The following is a 13,915-nucleotide window of genomic DNA, read 5'->3' on the forward strand; positions in this document are numbered from 1 at the left end:
TTCCGCAGTGTGTGGCCAAATGGAAGCATCTGGCCACCTTTTGTCTCAGTTGTCGAAGGGCTCTCGACTCGACCTGGGGCTTTACCTAGTTTGCCCGGCGACTATTACAGGCGGCGGCGCATGAAAAAACTGATCCTCGTCATTCTCGGGCTGACGCTGGCGACAGCCATGTTCGCTGCGCAAGCGGCGACGATGGTGCCGCCGGGCAACAGTCATGCCGAGCAGCCCAACATACCGGGCGCCTCGAGCCGGCGCACCCAGGCCACCAACACCACTTTCCAGGCAAAATACCGCAAGGTCTATGCGCTGCTGCAGAACGACGCCGATCTTCGCGGCAAGATCAGCCAAGCGGCGGCGACCTATGGCATCGATCCGATGCACATCGTCGGCGCCATCGTCGGCGAGCACACCTACAATGTCGACGCCTACGACCGGCTGCAGACCTACTACGTCAAGGCGATCTCCTATCTGTCGAGCAAGCTGTCCTTCGCCTATGAAGGCGAGGACATCACCGATTTCGTGCAACGGCCGCAATTTGCCAAATGCGCCGGCGAATCGGACAGTTACGCGCTGTGGGCGTGCCGCGAGCAGGTGTGGAACCAGTCCTTTCGCGGCAAGAATGTCGGGGGGACAAGCTTTCCCAATGACCGCTTCGGCGCCACTTTCTTCCAGCCCTATTATGCCGGCCAGACCTTCGGTCTTGGGCAACTCAATCCGCTGACGGCGTTGCAGATGAGCGATCTCGTGCACCAGGTTTCCGGCCTGCCGAAGCTCGACGTCGGCGATCCGAACGGGGTCTACAAGACCATCATGGATCCGGACCTCACCTTGTCTTATGTCGCGGCGACGATCCGGAAATCGATCGATGCCTACCAGAACATTGCCGGCTTCGACATATCGGACAACCCCGGGATCACATCGACGCTCTACAATGTCGGCAATCCGGAACAGCGCGCCTATGCGCTGAAGGCCGAGAACGACAAGCGCCGTGCCGCGGGCGAACCGGAGAAGCTGCCCGAGGAAAATTACTATGGCTGGCTGGTCAACGACAAATTGCCGGAGCTGAAGGCGCTGTTTTAGAACGTGTTGAGATTCGGATTTTCAGCCGGATCGAAGTCGCCCCTTTCGGGCGTTTGCGCTGCCCTCCTTGCCCTGCCGGCATTTCTCCCCGTATAGTGACGGGGGAGAAAGAACGCTGGCATCGGCTGCAACGCCCGTTCTGCGGCGCTGGCGATTGGCGAAATCCTAAGCGACAGTGGGTCACTATACGGGGAGAAGATGCCGGCAGGCAGATGAGGGGCGGCGCCGGCTTTAGGCAATCGGCGCCACGGCTCACGCCGCCAGCAGAGACTTCAGCTTGACCGTCTGCGAGCCGAGCGCTTCCGGCGCCGGCTTGGCCCTTTTCGCGATCAGCATCTCGGCCAGCCTGATGTCGCGGGCGACCGTGTTGCCCGGGCCGATGCCGCTCGCCGCAACGAGCCTGCCGTCCTCGGCGAGGTGGAACAGGATGAAGGCGCCATCGTCGAGGTCGCGGCGCACAGTGCTGCGGCCCTCGTCCGACAGGCCGGATATCTGCAAGGTCAGGCCGTATTGATCCGACCAGAACCATGGCACCGCCGCGTGGCTTTCGCCGGCGCCAAGCATGTTCCTGGCCGCAAGCGCGCCCTGCTCCTGCGCGTTGCGCCAAGCTTCCAGTCGCACGCGCCGGCCGCCATAGACGGCAAGCGGAAACGAGCAGCAATCGCCGGCGGCGAAGATGGCCGGATCGCCAGTGCGAAGCCCGGCATCGACTGCTATGCCGTTGTCGATCGTCAGCCCGGCTTCCGCGGCGAGCCCGATCACCGGCACTGCGCCGATGCCGATCACGGCGAGATCGGCGACGATGTCCAGTCCGCCGGCAAGCGCGATGCGCACCTCGGCGCCATCGTCGGCGATCGCGGCGATGCCGTCGCCGCACAGGATTTTCACGCCTTCGGCTTCATGCGCCTCGTGGATGACTTTGGCGATCTCGGCCGGCACGCCGCGCATCAGGATGCGCGGTTGCGCCTCGATGACGGTGACCGCGGCTCCCAACCTGCGCGCCGCTGCGGCGAGTTCAAGACCGATGAAGCCGCCGCCGACGATGGCGATGCGATTTCTGGCGCTGAGATGAGCGCGAATCGCCAACGCATCGTTGAAGGTCCGGAGATAGACGCAGCGCGGGCCGAGGCCGGGCATTGGCAGCTTGCGCGGGGTTGACCCGGTTGCCAGCAAAAGCTTGTCGTAAGGCAGGTCCGAGCCGTCCGACAGGCGCACGAGATGCGCGGCGCGATCGATCGCCACCGCCTGAACCGAATGGATATGCCGGATCGACCTCTCGGCCAGGATTTCATCGCTGGCGATCGCCTTGATCACGGGCGCATCGCTAGCCATCGCTTCTTTCGACAGCGGCGGCCGCTCATAGGGCAGATGCGGCTCGTCGCCGACCAGCGTCACCGGCCCGTCATAGCCGAGATCGCGCAGCGCCAAGGCAGCCCGCCCGCCGCATTCACCGGCACCGATGATGACCATCCCGTTCGTCATCACCGTCACCCGATCTGAATGAGGATTTTACCGGCGTCGAGCTTGACCGGATATGTCCTGAGATTGACGCAGACTGGCGCGCCCCTGGCCGCACCGGTCTTGTAGTTGAAGCGGCCATTGTGCTTCGGGCATTCGATGATGTCGTCCATCACCAGCCCGTCGGCCAGGTGCACCTTCTCATGCGTGCAAAGACCGTCCGTCGCGAAATATTCGTCGTCGGGGCTGCGATAGATGGCGAAGGTGCGGCCTTCATGGTCGAACCGCATCACGTCCTCTTCGTCGATGTCTTCGGCATCACAGGCCTCGACCCAGTCGCTCATCAGTCCTCCCGGCGTTTTTTGCTTGGTCAACTTGCCCGGCATGTTGCCTGGCATGGGCGCATATCATTCCGCTGCTGCCGCGACGGCATCGTTATCGTTGTGGAGTTCCTCGCGATAGGGCTTCGCGGTCGGCGGCAGTTCGCGCTTGAGGAAATAATCTTCATTGCGCAGCTGGCGCAGGAAGGCAGGCACCATCTCGCGATAGCCGGCCAGGATCGACGGCGTCGGCGCCGGCAGGTCGTGCTTGATCATCTCGTGCAGCCTTGGCAGCGCGTGATAGGGCACCATCGGGAACATGTGGTGCTCCACATGATAGTTCATGTTCCAGTAGATGAAGCGGCTGATCGGGTTCATGTAGACGGTGCGGCTGTTGAGGCGATGGTCGATGACATTTTCGGCGAGGCCGCCATGCTGCAGCAGGCCCGTCATGACATGATGCCAGGCGCCGTAAAGCCTGGGCAGCCCGACCAGCATCAGGGGCAGGAACGAGCCGCTATAAAGTGCCAGCGCGATGGTCGCGGCATAGATTGCCGCCCAGATGCGGGCAATGCGGATCGCCTTTGGCTGCTCCTGCTCGGGAATGAAGGTTTTTTCCGCCGGGCTGACGATGCCGACCGCATTGCGCAGCATGTCGCTCATGGCATGCCAGGCATCGAGAATGCCGAAGAAATTGAGCACGACGCGCAACAGATCCGGCGGGCGCATCACCGCGATCTCCGGATCGCGACCGACGATGATCGTATCGGTGTGATGCCGCGTATGGCTCCAGCGCCAGGTCACCGGGTTGCGCATGATCATGAAGCAGGCGAGCTGGTAGATCACATCATTCATCCACTGCGTCCTGAACGCGGTGCCATGACCGCATTCGTGCCAGCGTGAATCGGTGGAAGAGCCGTAAAGCACGCCATAGACGAAGAAGAACGGGACGCACCACCACGTGCCCCAGAACCAGGCGCCGCCTGCGCCGCTCAGGATCAAGGCGCCGAGCCAGATGATGGTGTCGCGGATCGCCGGGCCGTCGGAGCGCTGCATCAGCGCCTTCATCTGCTTGCGCGGCACGTCGGTGTGATACCACTCGGCCGCCGCCAGCCCGGTCTCGACGGCGAGCTTGGCGTCGCGGCCGATCAGGCTGTAGTCGCGCCGGGACGGTGCTGCGTCCATCGTTGCGTCCATGGGAGTGCCTCCACCAGCGCCCTGCGATCCGCCCCGGTCAATGACCGGGCCGCGGTCGCAAACGTCGTAGGCTAGGAATAGCGCCAAGCCATGATAGGCTCAATATCACAAAGATAGTTTCTATCATTTCCCATCAGAATGATATAAATTGCTTTGGCAAGCGGAGAGAGACAGCCATGGCAAAACGGCCGACCATCACCGATCTGGCGCGCGCCTCCGGCGTCAGCGTCGCCACCGTCGACCGGGTGCTGAACAATCGCCTGCCGGTGCGCGAGGAAACCGCGCGCCGTGTCTATGAGGCGGCGACCGATATCGGCTATCACGCTGCCGGACTGATCAAGCAGCGGATGCGCCAGGAACTGCCGGAATATCGGCTCGGCTTTCTGCTGCTGAGGGGCAATGATGTTTTCTACAGCAATTTCGCGCGGGAGCTCGAACTGGCGGTGTCGCAATCGCAGCGCTTCCGCGGCGTGGCAACCATCGACTTCGCCGGTTCGCTGGCGCCCGGCGAGATCACTGCCCAGATGCGCAAGCTGGCGGCGAAATCCAGGGCTGTCGCCCTTGTCGGTCCGGATCATCCGACGCTGACGGCAGCCGTCGAGGCGCTGAAGGCGAGAGGGCAACCCGTCTTCTCGCTGCTGTCCGACTTTGCCGCCGGCATCCGCGAGGGCTATGTCGGCCTCGACAACCGCAAGGTCGGCCGCACCGCGGCCTGGATGATCGCCAGGGCGGCGAGGAAGCCCGGCAAGGTCGCGCTTTTTGTCGGCAGTCATCGCTTCCATGGTCATGAGCTGCGCGAGATCGGCTTCAGATCATTCTTCCGCGAGCATGCGCCGGAATTCACGGTGCTGGAGACGCTGGTCAACCTGGAGGCCAACCAGGTGACCCATGATGCGATGATCGATCTTCTGGCGCGGTACCCAGATCTTGCCGGCTGCTACGTCGCCGGCGGCGGCATGGAAGGCGCGGTTTCCGCGCTCAGGGCAGCGAGGCCCGTAAATATGCCGGTGGTCGTTTGCAATGAGATCAACGCCGAGTCGCGCGCGGCGCTCGCCGACAACATCCTGACCATGGTGATTTCGACGCCGCTGGCAGCACTATGCCGCGAGCTTGTCGATCTGATGGCGCATGCCATCGAGGCAGGCGCTGCCAACGCGCCCGGCCAGACCTTCCTGCCCTTCGACATCTATCTGCCGGAAAACATCTAGGTTCGGGCAAAACATCTGGGCTCAGCCAATGCATCCAGCTTCAGATCGGGCACCACGATGCATCGGCAATGATGTGAACCATCAGCCTGATGGATTCTTGCAGAAGGTTTGCCGGCCCTCAGCGGCGTTATCCGAAAATCCGCCATCCGATTTCGGAATCTCCTTGACGCCCGCCGGCGGAATGGAATAAATATTTCACTAGATAGGTATTTTGGTTCTTTCGTTCCGGAACATCTGTTTCAAGCAGAGGGCTTGGCGTTCCAGTCAACGCGGAAATCGCCATCGGGAACGGAGATGGCAATCGGGAGAGATTCCCTGGGAGATCGGGGATTCCGGGTAGATCGGTGCAGCCGGACACCAATTCTGTGGAGGAGAGAATAAAATGAAGAAACTGCTTTTGGGCGTCGTGTTTTCGGCGCTGATGAGTTCGTCCGCCCTCGCTGCCAAGATCGGCGTGTCTATGGCGCTGTTCGACGACAATTTTCTCACCGTGCTGCGCAACGGCATGATCGAGCAGGCCAAGGGCATGGAAGGCGTAGAACTGCAGGTCGAGGACGCGCAGAACGACGTCGCCAAGCAGCTCGACCAGATCAAGAATTTCGTCGCCTCGGGCGTCGACGCGATCATCGTCAATCCGGTCGACACCTCGGCCACCCAGGCGATGTCGGACGCCGCCGCTGCGGCCAAGGTTCCGCTGGTCTATGTCAACCGCGAGCCGGTCAACGTCGACACGCTGCCGGACAACCAGGCCTTCGTCGCCTCGAACGAGGTTGAGTCCGGCACTCTCGAAACCCAGGAAGTCTGCCGCCTGTTCAAGGAGGCCGGCAAGACCGAGGCCAATGTCTATGTGATCATGGGCGAGCTGTCGAACCAGGCGGCGGTGCAGCGCACCAAGGATATTGACGATGTGATCGCCACTCCGGAATGCAGCTTCATCAAGATCATCGACAAGCAGACATCGAACTGGAAACGCGAGGAAGCGCAGAACCTGATGACCAACTGGCTGTCGACCGGCACGCCGTTCGATGGCGTGATCGCCAACAATGACGAAAGCGCCATCGGTGCGATCCAGGCCATGAAGGCTGCCAACGTCGACATGAAGTCGGTTGTCGTCGGCGGCGTGGACGCCACCCAGGACGCGCTTGCCGCGATGCAGGCGGGCGACCTCGACGCGACCGTGTTCCAGGACGCGGCCGGCCAGGGCGCCGGGGCGCTGGACGCCGCGCTCAAGCTTTCCAAGGGCGAGGCGGTCGAACAGAAGGTCTACATACCCTTCCAACTGGTCACGCCGGCGAACATCGACAAGTTCCTTAAGAAGAACTGAGGCTGCGGGATCGTTTCGATAGGGAGCGGCGCGTCAGAGCATCGGACCGTTTTGGGAAATCCGATGTTCGAAACAAGAGCATCGGGAGCTCAAAACAAAGGGACGGCGCCGCTCCTCTTTCCCTCATCGCCGTAGACAGGCGGCGGGAGGGCGACTGCTGACGGAGGAAGCAAGATTTGGCACAGACAACCCATGGCGTCGGCGGACTCAGCTATGATGCGAAGAAGCGCACATGGCCTGCCGAATTCAACGTTTTCCTGGCGCTCATCATCCTCGTCGGCGCCTTCGAGCTGATAGGCCGTGTCTTTCTTGGCGACAGCTTTCTGTTCAACACCCGCGCCAATGTCGATACGATCTTCAACGAGGCGCGCCTGCAGATCATCATCCTGCAGGTGTCGATCGTCGGCATCATCGCCATCGGCGTGACGCAGGTGATCATTTCCGGCGGCATCGACCTTTCCTCTGGTTCGATCGTCGGCGCCACGGCGATGATCGCCATGAGTTTCGCCCAGGTAGCGACGGTCAACGGCAACCCTAACCCCAAGGCGGTGTTCCTCGCGCAAGGCTGGACCGACCTGCCGGTGATCGTGCCGGTGCTGGTCGCGATCGGCTGCGGCCTGCTGGCGGGCTTGGTCAACGGCTCGTTGATCGCCTACACGCGCATTCCGCCGTTCATCGCCACGCTCGGCATGATGGTCACCGCGCGCGGCATCGCCAAATGGTGGTCCAAGGGGCAGCCGATCTCGTTTCCCACCGAGAGTTTCGCCGCCATCGGCAAGGGGTTGATGCCGGTCATCATCTTCATATCGCTGGCGATTCTGTTCCAGCTGATCCTGTCATACACCAGGTACGGCAAGCACTGTTATGCCATCGGCTCCAACGAGGACGCCGCCCGGATGTCCGGCATAAATGTCCAGAACCACAAGATCCTCGTCTTCGTCATTGCCGGCATCCTCGCCTCGCTCGCCGCCGTGGTGCTGAGCTCCAAGAACCTCACCGCTCAGGCCGGCATGGGTGTGATGTACGAGTTGGACGCCATCGCCATGGCGGTCATCGGCGGCGTCTCGCTGTCGGGCGGCCGCGGCTCGATCATCGGAACGGTGATCGGTGCGCTGATCTTCGGCGTCATCATCTCCGGCTTCACCTTCCTGCGCCTCGACGCCTACTACCAGGAGATGGTCAAGGGCGTGATCATCATCGGCGCAGTCGTTCTCGACCAGTGGCGCCAGCGCCTGCGGGCAATGAGGGCTTGATCATGTCAGACATCGTCCTGAAGACCGAAAACCTGACCAAATACTATGGCGGCGTGCATGCGCTCGAAAGCGCGAACTTCGAGCTGCGCAAGGGCGAGCATGTCGCCATCATGGGTGACAACGGCGCCGGCAAGTCGACCTTCGTGCGCCAGATCACCGCCGTCGAGCAGCGCACCAGCGGCAAGGTCTGGTTCGATGGCAAGGAAGTGAACTTCGCCGGCCCGATCGCGGCGCGCGAGGCGGGCATCGAAACGGTGTTCCAGAACCTGGCGCTTGCCGACGATCTCGACGTGCCATCGAACCTGTTTCTCGGCCGCGAGAAGGTGCTTTTCAATCTCGGGCCTTTCTCGATCCTCGATCGCAAGTTCATGCGCAAGGCGACCGAGGCGGCGTTGATCCGCACGGCGGTCAAGATTCCCAATCTCAACAACACCATCCGCCACATGTCGGGCGGCCAGCGCCAGTGCGTGGCGATCGCCAGAACCGCGACCTTTGCGTCCAAGCTCATCATCATGGATGAGCCGACGGCAGCACTTGGCGTGCAGGAGACGATGCAGGTCGAAAACATCATCCGCACGCTGAAAGCCAATGGCGAGCCGTTGATCCTGATCAGCCACAACATGCGCCAGGTGTTCGACCTTTGCGACCGCATCGTTGTCTTCCGGCGCGGCCGCATCGTCGCCAATTTGCGCAAGCAGGACACCGACGGCAACGATATCGTCTCATATATCACCGGCGCCAAGACCGGGGAGGCGGAACTTGCGGCCTAGGGCCAATGCCGGCGCGGGTCATCGACCCGTCGCCGATCTGCCGCGATAAGAAAATCTACTGCGCCTCGCGCTGAACGGTGCAGGAAAGACGCACTTCCATTTTCGAACAATCCTCAAAGGAAATTCCCATGTCTCTCCGCTTCGCTCTTCTCGGTGCCGGCCGCATCGGCAAGGTCCACGCCCGTGCCGTTGGTTCCAATCCGCAGGCCAGGCTGGTGGCAGTTGCCGATGCCTTCGAGAAGGCGGCGACGGATCTGGCGTCGGCCTATGGCGCCGAAGTACGAACCATCGAGGCCATCGAAAAAGCCGGAGATATCGACGCAGTCATCATCTGCACGCCGACCGACACCCATGCCGACTTGATCGAGCGGTTCGCCAAGGCCGGCAAGGCGATCTTCTGCGAGAAGCCGATCGACCTCGACGCCGGCAGAGTGGAAGAATGCCTTGAAGTGGTCGACAAGGCCGGAGCCACTTTGATGGTTGGCTTCAATCGCCGCTTCGATCCGCATTTCGCCGCCGTGCGCAAGGCGATCGACGACGGCGCCATCGGCACGGTCGAGATGGTGACTATCACGTCGCGCGATCCCGGCCCGCCGCCACTCGATTATATCGGCCGCTCGGGCGGCATCTTCCGCGACATGACCATCCATGATTTCGACATGGCGCGCTTCCTGCTCGGCGAGGAGCCGGTGGCCGTCAGCGCCCATGCCTCGGTGCTGGTCGACAGACAAATCGGCGAGGCCGGCGACTTCGACAGCGTCAGCGTCATCCTCGAAACCTCTTCCGGCAAGCAGTGCATCATCTCCAATTCGCGCCGCGCCACCTATGGCTACGACCAGCGCATCGAGGTGCATGGCTCGAAAGGCATGATTGCGGCCGAGAACCAGCGGCCGGTGTCGATCGAACTGGCCAATGAAAAGGGCTATACGCGCCCGCCGCTGCACGACTTCTTCATGACCCGCTACCTCGACGCCTATGCCAACGAGATCGCTGCCTTCATCGCGGCGGCGACATCAGGCAAGAAGGCGGCGCCGAGCGGCAAGGACGGGCTCGTCGCGCTGAGGCTGGCGGACGCGGCGCTGAAATCGGCGAAGGAAGGCAAGACCGTTCGCCTCGACAAGACAGTCTGACTATCAAGCACAGGAGCAAGGCGATGAACGGTTCCGCCGGTCGCAATTCAGAAACACGCGCCATCGTCACCGGCGGTGCGCAAGGCATTGGCTTCGCCGTCGCTGAGGCGCTGGCTGATGAGGGCTGCCGGGCGCTGGCGCTGGTCGGCCGCTCGCAGGAGAAGGGCGACAAGGCCGTCGCCATCCTCAAGAAGTCGGGCGTCGACGCCATCTTCATCAGCGCCGATGTTTCCAAAGTGGCCGACTGCAAGCGCGCGGTCGAAACGGCGATCGGCCATTTCGGCAGCGTCAACGCGCTGGTCAATGCCGCCGCCACCTCGGCGCGCGGTTCACTGGTCGAGACGAGTGAAGAGCTTTTCGACCAGATTTTCCAGACCAATGTGCGCGGCCCCTTCTTCCTGATGCAGGGCGTGGTGGCGCAGCTGCTCGCCCGCAAGGCGCCAGGCTCGATCGTCAATGTGCTGTCGATGTCGGCGCATTGCGGGCAATCGTTCCTGGCGCCCTATTCGTCGAGCAAGGGCGCACTGGCGACGCTGACCAAGAATGTCGCCAACGCGTACCGCAGCAACCGCATCCGTTGCAACGCCGTGCTGCCCGGCTGGATGGACACCGAGGGCGAGGCGATCGTGCAGAAGAAATGGCACGATGCGCCTGATAACTGGCTGGAAAAGGCCGAGGCGGCGCAGCCGATGGGCCAATTGGTGAAGCCGGACCAGCTTGCCCGGCTGATCAGCTATATGGTCAGCCCGCAGTCGGGCGTCATGACCGGGTCGCTGGTCGACTATGACCAGAATATTGCGGGATCGTCGCCGGAGTAGTGTCATCAGAAGCGTGGGTAGTAGGTCAGTTTGAAATTCCTCTTTCAAATGGCCGGGCTTGAATGCCATATTGGAAGAATGACAGACCAAATCGCATCCGGCATCGTGGTCGTCCGCGTGTTCATGACCGACCATCTCGTGGGCGGTCAGCCAGCAGTTCAATTGTGGGCCGCAGCCGTTCCGCGGGATGAAGCGGTCGCTGCTGTCAAAAGAGCGATTCCAACTCATTGGACCGCTGAGTTGACTGATCGACGGCTTACTCAGGATCACGTCAGACGACTCAATATGAAGCTGGGCAGTGTCTTCGAATTGAGTTTAGCGGAATGAACCCAAGCGCCCGTGCGACGTGGTCAATTGGCGAAGTCGGTTGTAGGACATCACAACAAGTCAACTTGGGAGGATTCTATGGCGATTGCTCGTTGCACATCACATCCGATCACGCGTGACACGAAGGAACCTTATCAGGTCCACGCTTTACCAATTGGCTATCCTACAACGGCGGCAGTTTGCGGACGGGTTGGATGCGAAGACCCTGCTCGTATTTGGCTGACGCCTGACGAAGCAAAGAAACATAGTGCCGGTCAACGAGTCTTCGGCGTCAAAACACATTCGGTCAAAGTGCGTGTTGGGGCCGATCTTATTTCAAACTGACACAATACCGACGCGTGACAAGCGCCCCGGCTTCGATTATATGAGCCGCATGATCAACCTGACCGCCACATATTGGTACTTTAGGAGCTCGCTGGCGGCGGGAGGATTGCGCTCGATCTGAAGATTGCAGCATCAAAATCCGAACAGCCGCCAGACCTGGCGGCTTTTTTTGTTTCAGCCGGCAGGTCTCCCAATCAGGAGCAGAGAGCCGTGTTGACCACCACAGATGATCTTCGGGTCAAGGAAATCCGAGAACTGAGTACGCCGGACCAGGTGATGCGGGAGATACCGCGCACGCTGACGGCGACGCGCACCGTGACCGCGTCGCGCAACGCTATCCACGCCGTGCTGACCGGCACTGACGATCGGCTGATCGTCGTCGTCGGCCCCTGCTCGATCCACGACCCGGCCGCCGCCGTAGACTATGCCAGCCGCCTGGCATCGCTGCGCGAAAGCCTGTCCGATCGGCTGGAGATCGTGATGCGCGTCTATTTCGAGAAGCCGCGCACGACGGTCGGCTGGAAAGGCCTGATCAACGATCCTGACCTCGACGGCAGCTTCAACATCGACAAAGGACTGAGGCTGGCGCGCAACGTTCTCTCCGCCGTCAACAATCTTGGCCTGCCGGCGGCGACCGAATTCCTCGACATGGCCACCCCGCAATACATTGCCGACCTCGTCGCCTGGGGCGCGATCGGCGCGCGCACGACGGAGAGCCAGATCCATCGGGAACTCGCATCCGGCCTGTCCTGCCCGGTCGGCTTCAAGAACGGCACCGACGGCAATTTGCGGATCGCCGCCGAGGCGGTGAAATCCGCCGCCCAGCCGCATCATTTCTTGGCGGTGACGAAGGGCGGGCGCAGCGCCATCGCGACGACCACCGGCAACGAGGACTGCCACGTCATCCTGCGCGGCGGCATTCAGCCCAATTATGACGCGGCAAGCGTCGCCGCCGCCGGTGCGGAACTCGCCCGGATCGGCGTCGCGCCCCGGCTGATGATCGATGTCAGCCACGCCAACAGCAACAAGAAGCCAGAGAATCAGCCGAAGGTAGCGGCCGACGTGGCGGGCCAAGTCGCGGCAGGCGACGAGCGCATTATCGGCGTCATGATCGAGAGCAACCTCGTTGCCGGCCGGCAGGACGTCATGCCCGGCAAGCCGCTCGTCTACGGCCAGAGCATCACCGATGGCTGCATCGACTGGGCAACCACCGAAACGGTGCTGCACGGCCTTGCCGACGCGGTCGAGCAACGCCGGTCGGCGCGACGCGCCCTGGTCGCCAGCCGCCCGGGAGCCGCTTGACGCTTTCCCCTTCTCCCCTTGTGGGAGAAGGTGGATCGGTGCGCAGCACCGAGACGGATGAGGGGTGCTGGAGGAAATGAGGCGTTGAGATATCGAGTGATTTTAGGTTCTTAAGACGTCAAAGTCGCGATCTGGCCAACACCCCTCATCCGACCGAGCTTCGCTCGGCCACCTTCTCCCATAAGAAGGGGAGAAGGGGAGCCAACGCCCGCGCTACCTAACATCCAACCAGCGCTGTTCCTCGAACGAGCGCGCCATGGCATGCACGGTGCGCTCGATCTCCAGGCCTTCGTCGAAATCGATGATGCGCGCCGGCTTGCCGGCGAGCCTGGTCAGCAGTTCTCGGCATTCGATGATCTTGAGATCGTTGAAGCCGAGACCGTGGCCGGGTGCCGGCAGGAAGGCGTCGTAAGGTCTGTGGTGCGGCGCCACCAGGATGGTTCGGTAACCCTGCTCGGTCGGCCGGTCGGCGGTGAGATAGAGCTGGAACTCGTTCATCCGCTCCTGATCGTACAGGATCGAGCCCTTCGAGCCGAAGATCTGGATAGCGATCCGGCCCTTGCGGCCCCAGGCCGAACGGTTGGCCAGCAAGGTGCCGGCAACGCCGTTTTCGAGGTGCATCAGCACGCTGGCGATGTCATAGGTCTCGACCGTGCGGCGCCCGCCTGAAGCGACGCGGCGATCGGCATAGGGTTTTGCCATGTCGCACATGACGCGGGCGACGCGGCCGAACAGCACGGCGACCAGCGACAGCGGATGCACCGCGAAATCGTCGAGCACGCCGTAGCCGGACGCCGCCTCGTGCTTCCAGAAGAACAGCGCCTCTGGATCGGCCATGAAATCCTCGTCCATCTCGATGCGCAGATGGTTGACCTCGCCGATGATCTTTTCGTCGAGCAGCGCACCGATATGGCGGATCGCGGGGTTCTGGATGTAGTTGTAGCCGAGGGCTGCCACCTTGCCGGATTTTTTCGCTGCTGCCGCCATGGCTTCGGCTTCTGCGAAGCCCGGCGCCATCGGTTTTTCGCACCATAGATGCTTGCCGGCTTCGAGGATGGCGATGGCCATTTCCGGATGGAACTGGTTTGGCGTCGTCAACGAGACGATATCGACCTCGGGGTCGTTAACGACGGCGCGCCAGTCACCGGAACCCTTGGCGAAGCCGAATTCGGTGGCACGGCGCTTGGCAAGGTCCTCGTCGACCTCGCCGAGATGGACCAGCCTTGGTTTGGCCACGTCGGGAAAGACAGTGCCGACCGCGTTCCAGGCGATGGCGTGGCACTTGCCCATGAAGCCTGTGCCGATAAGACCGACTCCGACCATTCCCTTGTCTCCGCTATCAGGAAGATTTGCGTGGATGAATTAGTCCATTTTATCCAGAAATGGAACGCATGCCTCATTTTT

The 13,915-nt window shown here is 61.9% G+C and carries 14 protein-coding genes; 10 read left to right on the forward strand and 4 right to left on the reverse strand.

What is annotated here, in order from left to right:
- Positions 1-120 precede the first annotated feature (120 nt).
- Positions 121-1,080 (forward strand): DUF1402 family protein, encoded by a 960-nt coding sequence (locus tag CIT25_RS10590; protein ID WP_095484492.1) that lies wholly within the window; start codon positions 121-123, stop codon positions 1,078-1,080.
- Positions 1,081-1,332: 252 nt separating this feature from the next.
- On the opposite strand, the gene CIT25_RS10595 is transcribed toward CIT25_RS10590, so the two are convergent.
- From CIT25_RS10595 to CIT25_RS10605, 3 genes are all read right to left on the reverse strand, one after another.
- Positions 1,333-2,562: an NAD(P)/FAD-dependent oxidoreductase gene (locus tag CIT25_RS10595; RefSeq protein ID WP_095484493.1), complete on the reverse strand. Its 1,230-nt coding sequence runs from the start codon at positions 2,560-2,562 to the stop codon at positions 1,333-1,335.
- 5 nt (positions 2,563-2,567) lie between these two features.
- A complete protein-coding gene (locus CIT25_RS10600) occupies positions 2,568-2,882 on the reverse strand; it encodes a MocE family 2Fe-2S type ferredoxin (protein WP_095485063.1) in 315 nt (104 codons plus the stop codon).
- 63 nt (positions 2,883-2,945) lie between these two features.
- Complete coding sequence (locus CIT25_RS10605) at positions 2,946-4,055, reverse strand: fatty acid desaturase family protein (RefSeq protein WP_245329819.1); 1,110 nt, start codon at positions 4,053-4,055, stop codon at positions 2,946-2,948.
- A gap of 176 nt (positions 4,056-4,231) precedes the next feature.
- On the opposite strand from CIT25_RS10605, the gene CIT25_RS10610 reads away from it, so the two are divergent.
- From CIT25_RS10610 to CIT25_RS10645, 9 genes are all read left to right on the forward strand, one after another.
- The gene (locus tag CIT25_RS10610; RefSeq protein WP_095484494.1) at positions 4,232-5,263 is read left to right on the forward strand and encodes a LacI family DNA-binding transcriptional regulator; all 1,032 of its coding nucleotides are present in this window, start codon (positions 4,232-4,234) and stop codon (positions 5,261-5,263) included.
- A gap of 382 nt (positions 5,264-5,645) precedes the next feature.
- Positions 5,646-6,587 carry a sugar ABC transporter substrate-binding protein gene (locus CIT25_RS10615; RefSeq protein WP_095484495.1) on the forward strand — a complete coding sequence of 314 codons (942 nt, stop codon included), beginning with the start codon at positions 5,646-5,648 and terminating at the stop codon, positions 6,585-6,587.
- A gap of 176 nt (positions 6,588-6,763) precedes the next feature.
- Positions 6,764-7,840, forward strand: a complete 1,077-nt coding sequence (locus tag CIT25_RS10620) for an ABC transporter permease (RefSeq protein WP_095484496.1) — start codon at positions 6,764-6,766, stop codon at positions 7,838-7,840.
- A gap of 2 nt (positions 7,841-7,842) precedes the next feature.
- Positions 7,843-8,610 (forward strand): ATP-binding cassette domain-containing protein, encoded by a 768-nt coding sequence (locus CIT25_RS10625; protein WP_095484497.1) that lies wholly within the window; start codon positions 7,843-7,845, stop codon positions 8,608-8,610.
- A 128-nt stretch (positions 8,611-8,738) separates the two neighbouring features.
- Positions 8,739-9,740, forward strand: coding sequence for an inositol 2-dehydrogenase (gene iolG, locus CIT25_RS10630; RefSeq protein ID WP_095484498.1), 1,002 nt, complete (start codon positions 8,739-8,741; stop codon positions 9,738-9,740).
- 23 nt (positions 9,741-9,763) lie between these two features.
- Positions 9,764-10,558 (forward strand): SDR family oxidoreductase, encoded by a 795-nt coding sequence (locus tag CIT25_RS10635; RefSeq protein WP_095484499.1) that lies wholly within the window; start codon positions 9,764-9,766, stop codon positions 10,556-10,558.
- Between the two features lie 30 nt (positions 10,559-10,588).
- Entirely contained in the window at positions 10,589-10,885 is a 297-nt protein-coding gene (locus tag CIT25_RS10640) for a hypothetical protein (protein WP_158302537.1), read from the forward strand.
- Positions 10,886-10,963: 78 nt separating this feature from the next.
- A complete protein-coding gene (locus tag CIT25_RS36210) occupies positions 10,964-11,209 on the forward strand; it encodes a hypothetical protein (RefSeq protein WP_128286286.1) in 246 nt (81 codons plus the stop codon).
- 210 nt (positions 11,210-11,419) lie between these two features.
- Positions 11,420-12,511 (forward strand): 3-deoxy-7-phosphoheptulonate synthase, encoded by a 1,092-nt coding sequence (locus tag CIT25_RS10645; protein ID WP_095484501.1) that lies wholly within the window; start codon positions 11,420-11,422, stop codon positions 12,509-12,511.
- A 213-nt stretch (positions 12,512-12,724) separates the two neighbouring features.
- On the opposite strand, the gene CIT25_RS10650 is transcribed toward CIT25_RS10645, so the two are convergent.
- A complete protein-coding gene (locus tag CIT25_RS10650; protein WP_095484502.1) occupies positions 12,725-13,834 on the reverse strand; it encodes a Gfo/Idh/MocA family protein in 1,110 nt (369 codons plus the stop codon).
- Positions 13,835-13,915: the final 81 nt, after the last annotated feature.

This window comes from Mesorhizobium mediterraneum (assembly GCF_002284565.1).
In the GTDB taxonomy this organism is placed as follows: Bacteria; Pseudomonadota; Alphaproteobacteria; order Rhizobiales; family Rhizobiaceae; genus Mesorhizobium; species Mesorhizobium mediterraneum.